Source organism: Paenibacillus selenitireducens, from assembly GCF_002021565.1.
In the GTDB taxonomy this organism is placed as follows: Bacteria; Bacillota; Bacilli; order Paenibacillales; family Paenibacillaceae; genus Paenibacillus_K; species Paenibacillus_K selenitireducens.
This window is the reverse complement of the sequence record NZ_MSZX01000003.1, coordinates 162,133-182,347: the sequence shown is the minus strand read 5'-3', so window position 1 is coordinate 182,347 and position 20,215 is coordinate 162,133. Positions and strand designations below refer to the sequence as shown.

At 43.2% G+C, this 20,215-nt stretch carries 17 protein-coding genes and 1 riboswitch; of the genes, 3 read left to right on the top strand and 14 right to left on the bottom strand.

The annotated features are described in order from the left end of the window. Positions 1 to 34 precede the first annotated feature (34 nt). From BVG16_RS08605 to BVG16_RS08595, 3 genes are read right to left on the bottom strand one after another with little or no spacing between them, the layout of a single operon-like run. Positions 35 to 901: an ABC transporter permease gene (locus BVG16_RS08605; protein ID WP_078498143.1), complete on the bottom strand. Its 867-nt coding sequence runs from the start codon at positions 899 to 901 to the stop codon at positions 35 to 37. Then, a complete protein-coding gene (locus BVG16_RS08600) occupies positions 894 to 1,904 on the bottom strand; it encodes an ABC transporter permease (protein WP_078498142.1) in 1,011 nt (336 codons plus the stop codon). The genes BVG16_RS08605 and BVG16_RS08600 overlap by 8 nt, the downstream gene beginning before the upstream one ends. Before the next feature lie 30 nt (positions 1,905 to 1,934). Beyond that, positions 1,935 to 2,579, bottom strand: a complete 645-nt coding sequence (locus BVG16_RS08595; RefSeq protein WP_078498141.1) for a TetR/AcrR family transcriptional regulator — start codon at positions 2,577 to 2,579, stop codon at positions 1,935 to 1,937. 648 nt (positions 2,580 to 3,227) lie between these two features. On the opposite strand from BVG16_RS08595, the gene BVG16_RS08590 reads away from it, so the two are divergent. Beyond that, entirely contained in the window at positions 3,228 to 3,476 is a 249-nt protein-coding gene (locus BVG16_RS08590) for a hypothetical protein (RefSeq protein ID WP_078498140.1), read from the top strand. A gap of 111 nt (positions 3,477 to 3,587) precedes the next feature. Here the strand turns inward: BVG16_RS08590 and BVG16_RS08585 are convergent, their stop codons facing one another. From BVG16_RS08585 to BVG16_RS08575, 3 genes are all read right to left on the bottom strand, one after another. Next, positions 3,588 to 3,944 (bottom strand): nucleotide excision repair endonuclease, encoded by a 357-nt coding sequence (locus BVG16_RS08585; RefSeq protein WP_078498139.1) that lies wholly within the window; start codon positions 3,942 to 3,944, stop codon positions 3,588 to 3,590. A gap of 91 nt (positions 3,945 to 4,035) precedes the next feature. Next, the gene (locus BVG16_RS08580) at positions 4,036 to 4,653 is read right to left on the bottom strand and encodes a DUF2306 domain-containing protein (protein WP_078498138.1); all 618 of its coding nucleotides are present in this window, start codon (positions 4,651 to 4,653) and stop codon (positions 4,036 to 4,038) included. Positions 4,654 to 4,731: 78 nt separating this feature from the next. Further along, positions 4,732 to 5,322, bottom strand: coding sequence for a TetR/AcrR family transcriptional regulator (locus BVG16_RS08575; RefSeq protein WP_078498137.1), 591 nt, complete (start codon positions 5,320 to 5,322; stop codon positions 4,732 to 4,734). Positions 5,323 to 5,409: 87 nt separating this feature from the next. Between BVG16_RS08575 and BVG16_RS08570 the strand changes: the two genes are divergently transcribed. Next, positions 5,410 to 8,577, top strand: a complete 3,168-nt coding sequence (locus BVG16_RS08570; RefSeq protein WP_233146937.1) for a hybrid sensor histidine kinase/response regulator — start codon at positions 5,410 to 5,412, stop codon at positions 8,575 to 8,577. 163 nt (positions 8,578 to 8,740) lie between these two features. Here the strand turns inward: BVG16_RS08570 and BVG16_RS08565 are convergent, their stop codons facing one another. From BVG16_RS08565 to BVG16_RS08545, 5 genes are all read right to left on the bottom strand, one after another. After that, a complete protein-coding gene (locus BVG16_RS08565; protein WP_078498136.1) occupies positions 8,741 to 10,084 on the bottom strand; it encodes a glycoside hydrolase family 30 protein in 1,344 nt (447 codons plus the stop codon). A 111-nt stretch (positions 10,085 to 10,195) separates the two neighbouring features. Continuing rightward, a complete protein-coding gene (locus tag BVG16_RS08560) occupies positions 10,196 to 11,833 on the bottom strand; it encodes a type 2 periplasmic-binding domain-containing protein (RefSeq protein ID WP_078498135.1) in 1,638 nt (545 codons plus the stop codon). A 120-nt stretch (positions 11,834 to 11,953) separates the two neighbouring features. Next, positions 11,954 to 12,841 carry a carbohydrate ABC transporter permease gene (locus tag BVG16_RS08555; protein ID WP_078498134.1) on the bottom strand — a complete coding sequence of 296 codons (888 nt, stop codon included), beginning with the start codon at positions 12,839 to 12,841 and terminating at the stop codon, positions 11,954 to 11,956. A gap of 14 nt (positions 12,842 to 12,855) precedes the next feature. Beyond that, positions 12,856 to 13,839 (bottom strand): ABC transporter permease, encoded by a 984-nt coding sequence (locus BVG16_RS08550; protein ID WP_408635312.1) that lies wholly within the window; start codon positions 13,837 to 13,839, stop codon positions 12,856 to 12,858. A gap of 137 nt (positions 13,840 to 13,976) precedes the next feature. After that, positions 13,977 to 14,984, bottom strand: coding sequence for a LacI family DNA-binding transcriptional regulator (locus BVG16_RS08545; RefSeq protein WP_078498133.1), 1,008 nt, complete (start codon positions 14,982 to 14,984; stop codon positions 13,977 to 13,979). Between the two features lie 403 nt (positions 14,985 to 15,387). After that, positions 15,388 to 15,537: riboswitch (cyclic di-AMP (ydaO/yuaA leader) on the top strand. A gap of 145 nt (positions 15,538 to 15,682) precedes the next feature. Here BVG16_RS08545 and BVG16_RS08540 point away from each other — a divergent pair. Further along, the gene (locus BVG16_RS08540; RefSeq protein ID WP_078498493.1) at positions 15,683 to 17,047 is read left to right on the top strand and encodes a TrkH family potassium uptake protein; all 1,365 of its coding nucleotides are present in this window, start codon (positions 15,683 to 15,685) and stop codon (positions 17,045 to 17,047) included. A 207-nt stretch (positions 17,048 to 17,254) separates the two neighbouring features. On the opposite strand, the gene BVG16_RS08535 is transcribed toward BVG16_RS08540, so the two are convergent. The 3 genes from BVG16_RS08535 to BVG16_RS08525 form a co-directional block, all read right to left on the bottom strand. Next, positions 17,255 to 17,698 carry a hypothetical protein gene (locus BVG16_RS08535; RefSeq protein WP_144027330.1) on the bottom strand — a complete coding sequence of 148 codons (444 nt, stop codon included), beginning with the start codon at positions 17,696 to 17,698 and terminating at the stop codon, positions 17,255 to 17,257. Positions 17,699 to 17,885: 187 nt separating this feature from the next. After that, positions 17,886 to 19,484, bottom strand: a complete 1,599-nt coding sequence (locus tag BVG16_RS08530) for an ABC transporter permease (protein ID WP_078498131.1) — start codon at positions 19,482 to 19,484, stop codon at positions 17,886 to 17,888. Beyond that, positions 19,477 to 20,190: an ABC transporter ATP-binding protein gene (locus BVG16_RS08525; protein ID WP_078498130.1), complete on the bottom strand. Its 714-nt coding sequence runs from the start codon at positions 20,188 to 20,190 to the stop codon at positions 19,477 to 19,479. Before BVG16_RS08525 ends, BVG16_RS08530 begins: the two co-directional genes overlap by 8 nt. Between the last annotated feature and the right edge of the window lie 25 nt (positions 20,191 to 20,215).

Sequence of the window (20,215 nt, the reverse complement as noted above, 5' to 3'; positions counted from 1 at the left end):
TTTTCCACTCCCAATATAAGAATAGGTTATCTATTTACTTCTTCGAGGTTCGACCATGCGGATCAAGAGCGTCGCGCAATCCATCCCCGAGCAAAATAAAACCGAATATCGTTGTAGCGATAGCGAGGCCAGGAAAAACCGTCATCCACCATTCGCCCGAAATGATATAGTTCCGTCCGTAGGAAATCATCGCTCCCCATTCAGCAGTCGGAGGCTTTACGCCTAGACCGAGGAAGCTAAGACTCGATGTGATCAAGACGGCAGAACCTAGCCCAAGCGTAATTTGCACGATCAAAGGAGCAACCGCGTTCGGCAGGATGTGGTGGAAAAGAATAGATTTATGCCGAACACCTATAGCTCTGCTGGCTTCAATAAATTCCTTTTCCTTAATCACGACAGTCTGACCATACATCAATCGCGCAAATTCCGGAATGGCGACAATCCCGACCGCAAGCAGCGCCCCGAAGAGTCCAGGACCTATGGACGCTGCAAGCGCCATAGCCAAGATAAGGGATGGAAATGCCAGCAGCGTATCCATCACTCGCATAATGAAGTTTCCGACTTTCCCTCCGAAATAACCAGCTATAGCTCCGAGCGGAATACCGACGGCGCATGCGATGCCAATCGATACCATGCCTGTCCATACCGTAACCCGCGCTCCGTAGAGAATACGACTAAAGATGTCCCTGCCAAAATTATCGGTACCGAACCAATACGCTGCATTCGGTGGCAGCAGCTTGTCTTCCGTATGTATCGCGTCAGGTCCATAAGGCGCAAGCCAAGGGGCCAGCAATGCCAGCACAACCCATATCAGAACAAGAACCAAACCAACGAACACCAGCCGCCTTTGTAGTAATTTCCCCAAGAAGGCATGGATGGGGTGCCACACAGCCCTATTCATATCTCACCCGAGGATCCAGTACCCCATACAACAGTTCAACGATGAGATTAATACATCCGTACAACACCGCGCTGATGAGCGTCATAGCTTGAATGGGTGCATAATCTGCAGAGAGAATCGATTCCGTTACGTAATTGCCGATTCCCGGCCATACAAAGATCGTTTCCGTAATAACAGCTCCACCGAGCAGGGCTCCAAATTGAAGACCGATTACTGTCAAAGTAGGTATTAAGGCATTGATAAGACCGTGCTTATATATGACGGCTCGCTCGGATAGCCCTTTTGCTCTTGCTGTCCTCATGAAGTCCTGCCGGATGACCTCAAGCATGCTCGCTCGGATCATTTTCGTCACGATTGCCATTGTACCCATACTCAAACATAATGCAGGCAACAACAGATGACGCAGAGAATCCTTCAGCGCAACCATATCCCAACTAAGCAGGCTGTCTAACACATATAAGCCCGTAATATGCGTCGGGGGATTAATATTGTCGCTAATGCGACCCATAGGGGCGGGTAGCCAACCAAGCTTCGAATAAAATAACCCAATGAGCAGCAACCCAAGCCAGAAGATCGGAACCGAAGAACCAATAAACGAGAGAACGCGGGCGAAATGGTCAAATATAGAGTTTTGTCTAGACGCCGCAACAATACCGAGCGGTATGGCTACGATCAAAGCAATAACCATACTCACCAGCGTAAGCTCTATTGTTGCGGGAAACCGCGATACAAAATCTGAAGCCACAGCATGTCCCGTGTGCCATGCGAATCCCAGATCTCCTCTGGCTAATTGCTTAAGATACTCCCACAACTGGACTAGCAATGGCTGATTAAACCCATATTGCTCTCGAACCTTATCCACGAACTCCGGAAGAGCCTGTTCTCCGGTAATCATTAAGGCAGGATCTCCCGGCAACACCCTTGTCAAGATGAACGTGATCATGATAATTCCGGCAATGCTGGGAACCATCATGGCTATACGTCTTAACACGTAAGCTAACAACTCACATCATCCTCCTTATATGTACAATTCTCATATTCCTAACAATCCAAAAAATTCAAAACGGACCGTCTCCGCGGCCATTTCTTCAACCGATCGCTCATTCAATTTCGAGTTGGAAGGATTAGGCCCGAACAACCACCTTGCTACAGTCCCTTCAATAAGACTCATTAGCAGTGCCGCTCGCATATCTAAATCCAAAGATGCAGGCAGCATCCCTAGTTCTACAGCGCGCTCGATATTGCTTCTGAATGCTTCTTCCATCTCGATGCGCGTATCCCGAAATGCATTACGAATCGCTTCTTCTTCTCCAGTACCTCTCAGCAACAGTTCCATAAAATCTTTATTTTCTTGTGCAAATCTGAAGATGTCGGCCAACAGTCGCTGAGAGCCCTGAACCATATCCTGAACGGAACCGCCTTCACTGCGATAGCCTTTCCTAATGACTTCAAGCAATCGTTCTCTTCCTGATTGGATAATTTCTAGCGCAATCATTTCTTTGCTCTTGAAATACCAGTAGAACGTCCCTTGAGCTACTCCAGCCTGATTCACGATATCCGAGATTTTCGTGTTCTGGTATCCGTATTTGGCAAAACGCTCCACCGCGATTTCCAATAACTGCGACCTTCTCCAATCGCGTCGGGTAACCACCTGATCTTTACGTGTAATGATGATCATTCCTTCCAGATTGACTGTCCAGTCAATTAATTTCATATCTTATCGGTTTAGTTGGAATTTGTCAACACATGAAACGGTCCCCATCCGAAAGGACAATCGTACTTCCAAGTTCGTTAGGAGACGGTGTCTTTATCAATGAAGCCCGTGAGCCCCGTGAGCATGGACACGAATACCGGGGCACTTTGTTTGATCATCGTAACTTTGCTTGTCCACTCTAGGTTGGAAGAGCAATTTTGGTTTGATTTGACACAGGTGAGCTTTTGAATATCCATAAATGATTGCCTTCAAGAGAAATAAAACTAGACGTTGTACAGCTTAAAACTACGATTCCACAAGCCTGATTCAACGCTTTCTAAACTCGGTCTGTCTTTACCCAGCCCTTATTTCCAAACATCTGTCTAACCGTAGCAAACACTACCGCCGGCAATTGCAATGTGTTATAGACTGGAATAAACAAACCTGCTAACAAACAGCGGAACAAACTTTCCTTTGTATCGCGCCAGTATAAAATAGAGAATATAACTCCAGGAAGGTAAATGATGAAGAAGAGAATGGCCATTAATGCAAACAGTTCACCGCTTAAATATGTGTTAAGTATTGTATGTAAAGTGTCTGTTTTAAACCAATATGTGTATAGGATGAGGAACCATGACAAAATCATTACTACAGTTGCCCAAAGAACATCTATTAGCTTTATCTGATGTCAAAGCTTATATTGAACAGCATCATAACATTGAAATGAATGAAGATACGTTAGCAGAGATTATCCAACTTCGTACTGACGTTAGAGAAGCCATTGAGACCTACGATGTAGAAATTTCAATTTGTGGGTCAAACAAAGAAATATTCCATATCAAGTTACTTCCCAAATCACTAGACCATTCTTTGCAAGGTTAAGCGATTTAGAGAGAAGAATCGTTCGTAGCAATGCGGAGGGGAAAATAGCAAAAAAACAATAAGTCTAGTCCTCCTGACTGCGCTTATCGTTTTTCGTGTTCGTGCATGTATTTATCTGAATAATACTTTGTCTACATTGTACTTCGCTCGCAACGTATTGATGAGATAGGTTTCGTAAATTTCCCGCTCCACAGCATCTTCATTGACAAAAACCTCAATTTTCGTGATTTCATCGCGATGATTTTTGACGACAGATACCGTGTCCTCAAAATGTTTTTTGATTCGAGGTCTAAGCTTCCTTGCCTTGCCCACAAAAAGCAGCTCATCCTTCTCGTTGTAGAACATAAAGAAGCCACCCGTTTCCCTCGTTATCAGGTGAAAATCAGTAAAGCCGTAAATGTGGCTCATCTGGGGATTATCCTGTTTGAAAATCGTTACATCCGGCTTCGGAATCGTTATGTTAATCATTTTCATGCACTTCCTTTCTTGTATCCGTCTATATCCTATCACAAAACATCAAATCAATACTATTGGCGAATAAATGCTGCTCATCATATTGCTACAATGAAGCTTTCTTACGAATCACTGCTTCAATGACAAGCAGGTTAGGAACCCAGCAAAACCAAGCTACAACCCTATATCCAGCCTCGAAATCACCAAAAAGCAGGACAAGTGGAGCTAACCAGATTCTAAGGGTTACAGCCGCAAAAGTAAGCGCGTAGCTGCGGAGCATCCATGCTTTATGAGCCTGTATGTCTTTGCGCATAATTTTACGCAAGGCGATCCAGGTGGTTGCTACCCACAATCCATCTAACCCCATGAAGCCAAGCCCAGCGATCCAACCACCTGTAGCAAAAAGAGATAAATATAGACTCACAATCCCACTTACTGTAACAGAGATTATATATACATAACCCAACAGTCTGTGTTGACGTATCCTTGCCTTCGATGGCTTCAGGAAAATCTGAAAAGGTCCAATGATCAGGGCTAACATGGCCGTCACAATATGTGCATATAAGACATACACCCATGGTGTTAAGTGAAAATTCGGTTTTTGCAGTTTGAAAGCGATGAGCCCCGCATCACTAGCACGAAGTACCCCATACTGAACAATCACATATCCCGTAATAGAAAATGCAAAAATAAATATGAGTGCTCGAATGATCCTTTTTCCCATAGCAAACCCCACTCTCCTCGTTACATTTTCCGAACCATTTCGCATTAATTAAACACTATTCAATTAATGTTCAAAAAATTACATCAGCCCACGCAGTAATAACTGGATATGCAAGTCGGCCAACTTGGCAATGTCATCAAACGATTGATCGCTGTGAATATAAAAGCTGACAAAACCATGAAGAGACAAGAACAGCACCCAGATCAATTCAACGTTTTTTGCCAAGTCTGTGTTGTTGATCACTTGTAGCGATTCGTTCACTGCGATGAAAAATTTCTCATAGCTGCCCATCTTCGATTGCGTTGTGTAGCAGTCAAGTCCCGGTTCCTGAATCAAAAACATCAGCTCGAACGACCGTTTGTTCTCAAGACCAAATCGGATAAAAGATAAAAAGATCAACTCAAGCCGGTCGCGTCCAGGGTTTGGCGATGTGCTAACCGCTTCTTCGAGCAGTCCATCCAACTGGCTAAAATCCTCGGCCGTCATCGCACTAAACAAATCAGCCTTCTCGCGAAAATGATAATAGAGCGAGCCTGGTGAATAACCCAGCTCTTTTGCAATGCCGCGCATAGATACATCGCGATAGCCATGCTGCACAAACTGCTCCCTGGCAACTTCAAGAATCCTCTCTCTGCTTAGCTCATGCTCAACGGCTTTTCTAGGTGTCATGTAAATACCCCCCAATTTGAACAGTGTTTAATAAAACTTAACATACGTAGATAGCCTAGTCAACGAGTCATAAAAGGATTACACGCTATGGATGTCGAACCACTTGGTATGATGCGAATAAAAAATACAACCACCCCTAAATATATTGCCATAATCCTATTATTTCTTAGTATTCTCCTCGGCCTGCGCTGGGCTTGGTCCGAAATATTTGCAACATCGGAGCACCCGCAGGCTGTTCATGGTGTTCTCGACTTGCGCGGCTGGGACTTCGAGAACCGTTCAACGATCCCTTTGGACGGCGAGTGGCAATTCTACCCCGAAAAATTAATATCATATCAGGATATATCTTTGGCGGAAAACCAATCCCGCCTTATTCAGGTTCCTGGAGACTGGAGCAGCGAGCAGACCAATAGGTGGGGTTCCTCGTATGGCTACGGGACGTACCGGCTCCGAATCCTAGTCGATCCGTTGGAACAACCCATCGCATTCTGGATTCGAGGATTGCAAGCCTCGTCTGCAGTAGAAATCAATGGATTAAGTGAAGGTGACATCGGTAAACCTGCCGATAACGAGAAGGAGTATACGCCCAAAAATGTTTCTTACACCGCATCCTATGATGTCAAAGGTGCGCAAGAGATTGAATTGCTCATTCGGGCAGCTAACTTCGACGCCCCTTATAACGGCGGTATCCTACACTCGATTCGCTTTGGCTCTCAGGCCGCGATTGATTACGTGCGTTGGTACTCGATCGGATTTCAACTCGTTTCATTTATTACTTTGCTGATTCACGGTTTGTATGCTCTTATTCTCTACGTATTTAATCCTCGAGAAAGGACTTTGCTCATTGTCGGACTACTCACGTTCGCGGTTGGCATATCGGTTATGGCCGGTCATGATAACGTGCTCATGTTATGGCTGCCGATCAACTATACGTGGGCACTGAAGATCAAGCTGCTCTCCCTGATATGGCAGACTTTTTTTATTCTTCTGGTTTTCAGAAAATTCTCTCCGACTCCTCCAAAGAGCAGATGGTTGCGGATATTTACTGTGGCGCTCGTTGCTTATACAGGATTTCTATTGGTTGCCCCCGTTTCACTGGTGAATGCATCGGTTGATTTAAGAATATTTACATTCTTCTATCTATTGCCTTTCGTTTGGTTTATTTATGTCATCGGAACCATGATCTTCAGGAAGCAAGCTGATATCGATGCCGTCTTCTTGCTGCTATCCGCAGCAGGCATCATGTCCAATTTGCTCTGGAGCTTATGGAATTCTTATCGAGAGGTCAGTATCGTATATTATCCAATAGATATCATTGCAGCGATTATTGGATTTTCTACGTACTGGTTCAAGAAATTCTTCCGTAACTCGAAGGAAAACACCGAGTTAAACGAGCAGTTAAAAAAAGCCGACAAGCTGAAAGACCAATTTCTCGCCAATACGTCGCACGAGCTTCGAACACCGCTGCACGGCATTATAAATATCGCGTATACCGTCGTAACCAAAGAGAAAGAGCAGATGAACGAGAGAAGCCTTAAAGATATGGAATTGCTCATCACCATCAGCCGCCGCATGTCGCATATGCTCGGCGATCTTCTCGATGTCGCGCGGCTCCAGGAACATCACATCGTGCTGCAGCAAGAACGCCTACAAATTCAATCGATCGTTCCCGGCGTCATCGCGATGCTTAAATTTATGGTTGAAGGCAAGCCTGTCCAACTCCGTATGGATATCGCGGAATCGATGCCGTCGGTCATGGCCGATGAGAAAAGACTTGTGCAAATTTTGTATAACTTATTGCATAACGCCCTTAAATACACGGAAGAAGGAACCATCTCCGTATCCGCTGAGACGCAGAGCGGATATGCCATCATCCATGTCTCCGACACCGGAGTCGGCATGAATGAGGACACGCAAGCGCGGATATTCCTCCCTTATGAGCAAGGGTCTTATGGCATTCACGATGGAAGAGGAATCGGACTGGGGCTGAGCATATGCAAGCAGTTGGTAGAGTTGCATGGCGGTGCATTGACTGTTCGATCCGAAGAGGGCAACGGCTCCGTATTCAGCTTTGAGCTGCCGCTCGCTGACTCGTCGAATATCTCATTATCGCCAAACCCAACGGATCTCCACGTGCAGACGGACAACTTCGAAGCTGGGCTTGCCGGATTGGTTTTTCCTGACACCGTCACCGGTGAATTGGCAGCCTCCGTACTTACTGCGCCGCTGTTGAATGGCGGGGAAGTAAACATTCTCGCGGTCGATGACGATCCCGTCAACTTGAATGTACTCGTCGGCATTCTTTCGACGGAGCCGTACAACATCACGACAGCTCGTTCAGCGCGCGAAGCGTTGGAATTGCTGGGCACCGGGCAGTGGGATCTGCTGATCGCCGATGTAATGATGCCGCAAATGTCGGGCTACGAGCTGACGCAAAGAGTAAGGGAGCATTATTCCGTATCGGAGCTGCCGGTTCTGCTGCTGACCGCACGCAGCCAGCCCGCTGACATCTACACTGGATTCTTGTCGGGAGCGAACGATTATGTCACCAAGCCTGTCGATGCGCTGGAGCTGCAATACCGGATTCGGGCGTTGACCACGCTGAAGAAATCCATCAATGAACGTTTGCGGATGGAAGCTGCCTATCTTCAGGCCCAGATTCATCCTCATTTTATATTCAACGCGCTGAATTCCATTATGGCACTAAGCGATATTGACGCGGAAAAGATGCGTAAACTGGTTGATGCTTTTGCATCCTTTCTACGGATTAGCTTTGACTTTCTCAATACGGAGGAACTCGTCGAGCTTTCGCATGAACTCGAGCTTGTCGAAGCCTACTTGTACATTGAGAAAGAACGATTCGGGGACAGGTTATCGATCGAATGGGAAGTGGAGCCTGGCATCCGCTTGCTCCTCCCTCCGCTCTCCATCCAGCCGCTGGTCGAGAATGCTGTCAAACACGGCCTGCTCCGTCAGCTCAAAGGCGGTACCGTTCATATTCGGATTGCTCGACAGGGAAACTTTACGCTTATTGAAGTGCGCGATGACGGCAAGGGAATGGAACAAGAACAGGTTATGCAGCTGTTGAGTCCGATCATGAAGGGCAAGACCGGGATTGGGGTGACCAATACGAATCGGCGATTAACGCAATTGTACGGCCAAGGCTTATCTATTATCAGTAGGCCCAATGAAGGAACGACCGTTTCTTTTATGATTCCGAACAATCGAAGTAAGCAGGATAATGATATCGATTGAACCCTTCAAATTTCGTGTGCACACGGGTATAGTTCATGATCCCTGCGAAGCCGACGGAAGTTACCTCTTCCATAGGCTTTTTTTGTTGTTTTCAACGGATGGGTTATCGTTAAAAAAAGTGCTCGAATCAAGATTCGAGCACTTCAGGCACTACTTATTTCAGTTATTTTTTCAAAATAGATAAGGCACTTTTAGACTCTAGACGGAAAGTTAAAGGATCATTCCCTTTTAAGTTTACGGCCACATTCTCAGCCTGTTCACTATCATTGAACAAAACTACCGCAATGGAGTTATCCGTATTCTTAAAAGCTACGGAACGAATGAGTTCTTGATTTGTGGACGCGTCAATACGCACAGCCTTCGGACGAATGAATTTGCTGAAATGTGCCAGCGCATAGTAGTCCAACGTATACGTAAGTTCTTTGGTCTCTTGGTTGACCGTCACCACTCCGCGACAAGTACTTTTGCCAAAGCCCGGTACGGTAGGACCGTTCTTCTCATCTAATGCCATATTCCATAAGACAAAGGATTTACTATGATTTCTGAGAATATCAATCCCTGTTCTCATTACATTCGAGAAGGCTTGTTCAAAAGGCGGAATCCATTCTCCACCAGAACCTTCAGTAAAATGCACTTCTTTATCGGCAAAGGCCTTCAGAACCTCCGATTGTGCTGACGCATTTCCGCCGTACCAGTGCCAAGCTACACCGTCTACTTCATCTTTCGCATAATCGAGCACCGTTAGCGGATAATCCGGACGATCCCAGTTGTGGTCGTAGCAGAGAATTTTTGTATTGATATTGTGCTTAACGAAATTAGGCTTCAGATAATTTTTAATGAAATCTCTTTGCGCCTCAGGCAGCATTAACATACTAGGGTAGTGCTTTGGTTCAAAAAGAGGCTCGTTCTGCGGTGTTACAGCATACGTTGGCAGACCGTGTTTTTCAAAAGCTTGAATGTATCGAACAAAATAATCGGCATAGGCCTGGTAATATTCTTGTTTGAGTTCTCCGGCAATCATCGATCCGCTAGTCTTCATCCAACCTGGTGCACTCCAAGGTGAAGCCATCAGCTTGATCTGAGGATTAATTTCCAGAGCTTCTTGTAACAAAGGGATAATATCTGCTTCATCATGTGCGATGGAGAAATGGGTTAATTCCGTATCGATTTCCTCTGCAGGCATATCGTCATAGCTATAAATATCTCTAGCATAATCCGATGCTCCCATTGGATTTCTTAATACAGATAGGCCAATTCCATCTTGTGAATCAAAAAGCTTGCTCATAACTTCCGCTTTCTGTTCATTATCGAGTACTTGATTAATCAAATAAGCGGATGAGTCCGTAAAGGATGCCCCAAAGCCATCCATTTCCTGAAAGGTTTGACTCTCATCTAGGGTTACAGTAGTGATTGCCTCATCGGAAGCAATTGGAGTCAATTGCTCTAGAGTTTGCTCTATAAACAATGCATTCTCTCCTGTGGACTTATAAATCTTCAGTTCTGGCATGTTGTTTCCCTCCATGTTTCTATATTTATATCCTCTATTGATCTTCGCGCAGCTTCATATTCATTGGTTATGAAGAGGCCCCATTTAAGGGGCCGCATTCTATTATCTAACTTATTTAAGACCTAATTTTTCTTTGTTATTTTTCATTTTTTCAGTACGAACTTCTACGATTTTATCCCAGTTGTTATCATTCAAGAATGCTTTGTAAGCAGCTAAGTTACTATCGAAGGTTGCTGCATCCTTGGAACGAATCATACTTACAAGAGTAGTGTTCCATGTAGTATCGATTGCGGTTAGACTACGAGCTTCAGGCGTTCCTTGAGCAGGGTTGATGTTTTCAAGAATAAAGTGTGGTTTCAGCTTACCTTTGCCCCACTCTTGCATTTGTTTAATAGACTCAGCGAATGCGTCATTACTCAATGCTTTATCACGGTCATGTCCGAAGAACATAAATTCGCCCATCCGGTAATCTTTTTTAAATTTATCGGCATTATTCAATTGAAGGTCCTTGATTTCAGGCAAAAATTCAATTTTACCAGTTTCGTTGACTTTATAGGTCTCTCCTTCAATACCATAGTTCATAAGCTTTTGTCCTTCTTCACTCAGCAAATAGGTGTAGATTTGAATGGCTTTAGCAGGGTCCTTAGCCTTTTTAGTAATGTAGCTGATCATCCAGCCTGTAATTCCTGATTGATTCAACTTTGGCTCATGACCAACAGTGCTTTGTGGTCCATCAATTGCGATATATTCCTTACCTGGATTGTCAGTCAAAAAGATTTGCAGGTTACCACTTTGTTGAGGTGTTCCATCCAGCAGCAAGGTTGCATATTTACCGGATTTCAATTTTTCTTCAAAGGCCGTACCGTCATCAGCAAAACTGTCATCACTGATATCACCATTTCTGTAGACTTCATTTAACGTTTTCAACCAAGTCAAGTAATCCTCATCCAAGTTACGGTTGTAGAATTCACCATTTTCGGTTTCCATCGGTACTCCAATGAAGTCCTGTAGTACATCCCCCAAAGAACCAGTTCCTGCACCAATAGAGTTAAAACCAAAAGGAATCATTCCTGGGAATTGCTTTTTGATTTGTTGCATGACGTTCTTGAATTCTTCTGGAGTTCCAATGGTCGGTTTTCCAATAGCTTCGTAAACATCCTTACGGATAACAAATGCCGTTTTAGCAGGAATGTTACCGCTGTCAAAATCGTTCTGAGTATTAGAATAGTTAGGATAGCCATAAGTCTTACCGTCTGCTAACTGGAACCAGTTCATCGTATCTTCTTCTGCAACTTTATTGAAATAAGGATCATATTTAGCCGCCAGATCATTCAAAGGCAGTGCCCATGTAGCGGCTTTTTGTACCACTGGAGAGTTGGAATTAAAAATAGTCAACAAGTCCGGCATTTCGCCACCAGCAAAAATGGTATTTAATTTCGTGTCGTCCCCTGTAATGAATTTAATGTTGATGTTTAAATCCTCTTTAATTTTTTTGGTAACAAGGTCTTTACCAAAATCTGTGTTCCACCAATCCGCATTCACATACCATGTGAGGTCAGTAGTTTCTTCTTTTTTATCAAGCTTCCAAGCCGGTGTTTCTGGGTCAATAGTATAACGGCCTTCAATGGAGCTTAATTCTTTACTGGAGTTATCAGAACCACTTTTTGATGCACAACCTGTAAACACCAATACTACAGCCATAAGCGCAGTACAAAGTTTGAGTCCTTTTTTCCCAAATGCTTTGTTCATCCCTTGTTTCCCCCTAAAAAGTTTTGTAAGTAACGGAAGTGTAGATCTGATTGTGCAAGCTACACTTCCGAATGACTACTTCGTACACAAGCGCTTTCTATAAAGAACCCTCCCATCTTTCTATTCTTTAACCGCCCCCATCATCATGCCTGAAATAAAGTACCTCTGTAATATTGGATACATCACAACAATCGGCAGAGTTGTAATGACAATTGTTGCTAGTTGAACCCCTTTAGTCGTAGTTTCGATAATCGCAGATCCACCGACATTTTGCATGGATTGTGTTTGCGACTGAACAATGATTTCATAGAGCTTCATCTGCAGCGGGTAAAGCGATTGATCGGTAATATATAATTTGGTGGTCATGAAGTCGTTCCACTGCCCAACCCCGTTAAACAACGCAATGGTGGCCATAGCAGGCATGGAAAGAGGGATAAATATTTTTAGGAAGATGCGCCAATCACCTGCACCATCGATTTTGGCTGACTCTTCAAGTGAATCCGGTACATTTCTGAAAAAGTTCATTAGAATAACTACATCATAATAGCTGAACAAGGCCGGAATAATATAAACCCAGAAGCTGTTTAATAGACCGAGTGATTTAATCAATAAATACGTAGGGATCATTCCACCAGAGAAAAACATGGTGATTACACCCATGGCAACATATAGCTTGCGTCCACGTATGTATTTCTTACTCAAGCCATAACCGATCATGGCACAAAAGAATACGTGGGTAATGACCCCAATAAATGTTTTGGCAAGCGAAACTACGAATGCTAGACCGATGGTCTCATCTTGAAATACAGCACGATAGTTTTCCAAGGAGAACTCAGGAGACCAAAAGATGAATCCACCTTCCGCAAGCGCCTTGCCCGAGCTTAAAGAGGATATGACTACATTCCATAAAGGAACGACAATAATTACAGTACAGATACAGAGTAAGATAATATTTATAGCGTTAAAAATCCGACTATCCAGATCTTCTTTAGCTACCGTACGATTCACAGAAATGCCTCCTTCTACAGAACGGATTGATTATCATTTAATTTGCTGGATACTTTGTTGGCACTAATCAGTAAGATCACTGAGACGATGGAGACACCTAAACCAACTGCTGTAGCGTAAGAAAAGTCACCTTGCGTCATACCCATACGATACACATAAGAGTTAATAACCTCTGCTTTGACACGGTTCTGAGAATTCATCAATACCAAGGTTTGATCCAGATTCGAGCCCAATAAACCGCTTACAGTCAGGATCAGATTTAAACTGATAATTGGCTTCATGTTAGGTAGTGTAATATTCCAAATTTGTCTCATCCGACTGGCCCCATCTATTTTTGCAGCTTCATAATATGTAGGATCAATCTTCGACATGATGGCTAAGTATAGAATCGTTCCCCAACCTGCTTCTTTCCAAATATCAGATAACGTAGCAATCCACCAATACTTGTTCGCATCGAGTAGAATATTTACCGGTTTCGAAATCAGTCCCAAACTGAGCAAAATCTCGTTAAACATACCGGATGAGGAGAACCAAGCGATCAACATCCCGCCCAGAACGATCCAGGACAAAAAGTGAGGTAAATAAGAGATTGTCTGTACAATCTTCTTAAAGCGTCCACCGCTTAATTCGTAAATCATAATGGATAAAATAATCGGAATAACAAAACCTATGGCTAATTTCAGAAAGCTGATCCCCAAGGTATTTACTACAGCGTCCCAAAAATATTTGTCCGATAAAATAATTCTGAAATTCTCAAGCCCCACCCAAGGTGCAGAATCGAGCGTATCAATGACGGTGTAGCTCTTAAAGGCAATCGTCAATCCATAAATAGGAATAAAACAGAAGATAATCATAAAAATAATTCCCGGGATGACCATGGACTGAATTTCCCATTGTCTCTTGTAATCAATCACAAACTCTTTGACCCTCTGTCCCATCGGTTTCTTCGTACTCATTGGACTCTTTCCGTTTACTGGCACTACGGCTGTTTTATCCACGTTTTTCTTCTCCCCTCCAAATCATGATCCCCATAACAATAAAAACGTTTTTATTTTTTGCAAAAAAAAACCACCCAAAACAGCAGCTTTTTATAAAAATGATCGGAGATTCATGATTCCAAACCTAGAGTTTGCTCCTACCGATCAATTTTTACTTGACTCGAACCTCTTACAACCAGTTCACCCGCCAATTTCATCATTTCGCCCTTTTCCTTCTTCTGAATCATGCGAACCAAGTGATTAATGGCCAGAATGCCTTGTCTGGCAATTTGATTTCTTACCGTCGTTAATGGCGGTGAGAAATACTGCGCGATATCAATATCGTCAAACCCCATAACGCTTATGTCTAACGGGACTTCATATCCATGCGATTTCAAAGCTTGAATACACCCAATGGCGCTCAAATCATTCCCTGCTAAAAAAGCATCAGGCATTTTATCAGAACTCAAGTGAACTAAGGACTTTATAGCGTTATAGGTGCTCTCTTCCTCAAAATACCCTTGTATAATATACTCTTCTTTCGTCGGAAGCTGATACTGACGCAAGGCAGCCAAGTATCCTTCTCTCCGTTGAACACTGTCATACATCTCATCCACACCAGATATGTATGCAATCTTCTTATGTCCCAGACTGATTAGATATTTGGTTGCTTCGTAACCCGCTTCAAAGGAATCAAAGATAACGCTTCCCATAGTATCGTTCTTAAGCGGCCGATCCAGAAAAACAGCTTTGATCTTGTCTTTCACCATTGCTGCAATTTCTTCTTCATCTACTCTCAGCTCTTCGTATATAATGACGCCATCTACACGTCGACCTAGAATATTGCTCATAATTACTTGTTTATCCTTTGTAACAAATACATTTAGCCCGTACCCTAGTCGATCACATTCACGAGACATGGACTCAACCAGCTTATAGAAGTAAGGACCCGATACACTTGTTGTGAAAAAACCCAGCATTTTGGTTTTTCCGTTCCTTAGGAGCTTACCATTTAGGTTTGGAACATAATTTAATTGCTTTGCAACCTTAAGAACATGTGATTTCGTCTCCGGATTCAATACATCTACGTCATTTAGCGCGTTGGAAACTGTAGAAATGGAGACTCCAGCCTCTCTGGCAACGTCTTTGATAGTTACTTTTTCCATAATGATTCAATCTTCCTTTACGAATAAAAACGTTTTTATAGATATAAAATTAACATAAAAGCGTTTTCATTGCAATGGTTTTTTTTATAAAATTTTACCAGAGGATTTGCTGCCCATCCATAAATGTTCCACCTGCATTCATCCGCAGAACCTTCAGCAATCCGTATTGGTTAACATCTGATCGCCACCATGTAGGGGTTAAACGTCCTCTTTCTATTATCATTAGGCCCAAGGAAGGAACGACCGTTTCTTTTATGATTCCGAACAATCGAAATAAGCAGGATAATGATATCGATTGAGCCCTTCTGAATCGTGAAAGGTTGTAGAGAAAAAGCAAGGAGTATGGTAGACTCTATTCTGAACCATCGCAAAAGATAAATCGAACCTTGAAACGCTAACCTATGCGTCTTTATCGCTTAAATCCCCTACATGGGGATACGGGGGAACCAACCGCAGCCTATGATGGCTCCGTGGGGTGAATCTCAATCTGAGTAGGGCGACTCTCACGCCCGAATCCGTCAGCTAACCTCGTAAGCGTATCGAGAGAGGCAACAAATTTCGTGTGCACACGGGTATATTTCATGATCCCTGCGAAGCCGACGGAAGTTACCTCTTCCATAGGCTTTTTTTGTTGTTTTTCAACGGATGGGTTATCGTTATGTTTTATGATGAACAGAATGAAAGGGCTATGTAAATCTATGTTTAAGAAAACTCGAAACTGGCTGGAGAAAAGGTCGCCTGCCCAGGTGATATCCGGCTATTATTTACTCGCAGTAACCATTTCTATTTTATTATTTAGTATCCCGGCAGTGCATAAACCTGGGGTGAACATGTCTTTTTTTGATACGGTCTTCACCGCTGTCAGTGTCGTAAGTGACACAGGCTTGGGTGTAATTAACGTGTCAGAAACATTCAGTGTATTTGGGTATTTTGTCATTATGCTCGTATTGCAATTCGGGGGTATTGGCATTATGGCGATGAGCACATTTTTCTGGATCCTATTGGGCCGGAAAATTGGATTGCGTGAACGCCGCCTGATTATGGTGGACAATAATCAGTTCGCATTATCTGGACTCGTTCAATTAGTAAAGGAAATTCTTAAGATTGTCCTCTTGACCGAGCTTATCGGGGGAATCATTTTCGGATTTCATTTCTTGAGGTATTTCCCGACTTGGCAGGAAGCGTTCCTTCAAGGCCTGTTTGCATCGGTCAGTGCGACAACCAACGCTGGCATGGATATAACCGGAAAGTCTCTTACGCCTTTTGCTGGTGATTATTTCGTGCAGCTGCTAACCATTTTACTAATCATTTTTGGCTCGATCGGGTTCCCTGTATTAATTGAAGTGAAGGCGTATTTGTCCAGGAAAAAGGCGAAGCTGGAACACCCTTTCCGCTTCTCTTTATTTACAAAATTAACGACGCTGACGTATGGAATTCTTCTTCTTATCGGAACCTTTCTTATTTTTGTACTTGAATATCAGCATTATTTTAAGGGTATGGCGTGGCATGAGAGCTTTTTCTATGCGTTCTTCCAAGCGGCAACGACGAGAAGTGCCGGGCTTACGACCATGGATATTACCGAATTCTCGCATCCGACACTCTTGGTTATGGGGGTACTTATGTTTATTGGAGGATCCCCGAACTCGGTAGGCGGGGGAATTCGGACGACAACATTTGCATTGAACATGTTATTTATCTTTCACTTTGCTAGAGGGAAACGGGAGATCAAAGTGTTTAAACGTGAGCTGCATCAAGATGATGTGATAAAATCACTCGCCATTACTCTATTGGCCGTAATCATGTGTGGTATGGCGGTTGTCGCGATCAGTATTTCGGATAAGCAGCTTCAACTGATTGAAATTTTCCTAGAGGTTTGCTCTGCCTTCGGTACCGTAGGCTTGTCTACGGGGATTACCCCAGAACTCAGCATTTTTGCGAAATGTATTCTGATCGTTTTGATGTTCATCGGAAGAATCGGGTTAACTTCTTTCTTATATATCATTGGCGGCAACAATAAGGATGCCAAGTTCCATTATCCCGTCGAGAGGGTTATTACGGGGTAATTGTGTCACATTAGGACGATAAGTCGCCGCATGCCCATATCAGAAATAGTCCCTACTCTTTTTCAAGGTAGGGACTATTCTTGTAAATGCGGATTCTCAGCCTATTTAGAATTCAAGTTATATTCATAGCCTTTATGGCTAGTCATTCTTAAGTATGTTTTCTTCCTTTTGACTCGAATTAAGCTTTATTGCCCATATGAGAATCATTTATTCAGCTGAGCTAATGGTCGGCTCTGTCGGAGCTGCTTTACTAGCAAGCCTTGCTGGCAGCTGCCATGCTGTTACCACTGCCAATACGATAAAGATAATATCCTTGCCGCCGAAGAACTCTGAGAAATTCTCTTGAAACAACGTTACAACTTCGCTGTCGAATATCCCAGTGAGACCATCATTATAGAAATAACCGAATATGAAATATTTACCGAGTAATATTCCAATCAAGCTCGCTATTACAGCTATAACTTGATGTGCTGCGTTAACTTTCTTTTTCGTGAGATAATAAACCGCATAACCAGCCAAACCGCCGATTCCCCACGCCACAAAACCAATCTCGTAATTCGTCAGTATTGCGATCAACGCCCACACCGCTCCACCAACTACCGCAGTCAACAATGCGCCTAGAACAGGCAGTACCATTTTATTGCTTTCCAATTTCATGCTCTCCCTACCAAATTTAGTATTTTAAACAACACACTCTATTAAACAATATTTTAATTGTTTTTTCTACATTATTTTGGTAGAATTCTGCAAGTATCTGACATCTAGCCTATTGGGTGCCCTCATAAAAAAGTTAAGTCAAATTGTTTCTCATCACTAATCGTATAGCAGCCGCCACTCGTTAAAGAGCCCGAAACAGCTGCTCCCCGTTTGTCTGGATGTATCTATACATCACACTGCATACCGCCATTATAATTATTCCAATGCCTAATAAGATGAGATTGCCATTTACATGGGATAGAAGAAGCGATATACCAAATGGGATCACTAGACTGATGAAGCCTATGAGCATCGACACTAATACTGCTGCACTTTGTTTGACCACCGTAACTTCGCTTGTCCATTCTAGGTTAGGAAGTTTTATGTTGACAATAACACCCATCAACGCTGAATAACAGGCATATATCAATGGGATAACAAGCAACAGCAAGCTCTCCATCCAGCTCGTGCGCAGCGATATCATGAGCATCACACAACTGACAATCGAGATTGGCATGGTGATGGTGAGATTCACCGCAACTTTGCTAAGCAGTATGGTTTGTTTTGATACGGGCGAGCTTTTTAGTATCCATACATTGTTACCTTCAAGAGAAATGGAACTTGACGTTGTGCAGCTTAAAGTTATAAACAAAGAAACGACCAATGGAGCCAGTTTGCTCAGGTAATTGGACAATTGCGGGATTTCGATCAGCTGCCCAAGCTTCTCCGAGCTAATAAACAACAAAGCAATCGACATCACGAGTAATAAAACCATGCCAACACTCGTATTCAGCACATAGATGGAAGAACTCATATATCGACGCAGCTCTTTCTTATACAGTGCACGAAAAGGCGATGATGCTGCCAGCGGCTTCATGACATATTTGCTGCTTGCATGAGAGGTCGTTAAGCCTGTATGAATCGCTTTATATCTTGTGCCAAGTACAGTGGCAAACAGCACAAACGTAAGCACCGAAATCATGATGAATAATAGCAGTGAACCCATCTGATACGAGCAAACGGCATCTACATACATGGCCGCAAGAGGATACAGCTTAAATATCATATCTGCCAGTTGTGTACTCATATCAGTAAGTACCTGCTCGTTTCCATTGATACGAAACGAACCAATCATAACTGCTATAATTACGACAAAGGTTAATATGATGCTGATCATTCGACTCGCTTTAAAACGGGAGGAGACCCAGCTAATCAGTGCGCCAATAATGCTTGCAGCAATGATGGGTAGTAACGGAATAAACCAGAGTGCCATAAGAAAAAACAGATAATATAACGCTTCCGGATTCACTTTTATTGCATAAACCGCACCAGCTGGCAGCATCACCATCAACGTAAAAAATAAATTCAGCAGATAGAGCTGAAGAACACGACTCGCTACAACATGACTTGTTTTGATAGGCAGCGACATGACCAGATCGTAGTCTTTAAAGCCAAATAATACGCCACTTGCTTTATAGATCGTCGTAAAGAACCCAATAATTGAAGCTGCAGCCATCATAATGGCAAGCAGCAGATCCATACGGCCTATTTGTTCAAAGGTCTGTGCCACCATGAAGCTGTATCCAAAAGAAGCCACAGCAATCATGACCACACCCATTAGAATACCGATGCTCAGCAGAAGCAATTTGCGTCTTTCCTTAACATCGCGCGTATGCAATGCTTTATTCAAGCCAAATGAAGAAAGCAACTGTATCTTCGTTAATCTCCATATATTAATCATTGTCTATCAACCCCAGGAATACATCTTCAAGACTCTTGTCACCCTTTACTTCTTCTGTCTTGCCATGGGTTATCAATTGGCCCGCTTTAATGATCGCAATCTTATTGCAGAGCTTTTCTGCCACATCCAGTACATGGGTTGAGAAGAAGATTGCACTACCATTGCTGCACAGATCCGCCATGATCGTCTTTAACACGTGAGCAGCCTTGGGATCAAGCCCAACAAAAGGTTCGTCCAGCACTAACAACTTTGGTTTATGAATGAGAGCAGAGATGATCGCGAGCTTCTGCTTCATGCCATGAGAATACGAGGAAATCATATTACCCAAACTGGCTGTAATCTGAAAAGCATCGCTGTATTTTTTAATGAGTGACTCACGATCTGCTTTGGATACACTAAAGAGATCGCCAATAAAATTCAGGTACTGTATGCCAGTAAGATGATCGTATAGATCCGGATTATCAGGAATATACGCAGTAACCGTTTTGCAGGCAACTGGGTCTTTCTTAATCGAGATGCCGTCAATTTCAATGTCCCCTTCTTCAAAATCAAGGACACCAACTACGGACCGGATCGTCGTTGTTTTTCCTGCACCGTTATGTCCGATAAAGCCGTAAATATCACCCTTCTCGACCACTAAATTCAAGTCGTTTACTGCCTTTTTCCCACCCTTATAGCTTTTGGAAAAATGTTTTATTGTGAGCATCTTCCTTCACCCCATACGTTTTTCT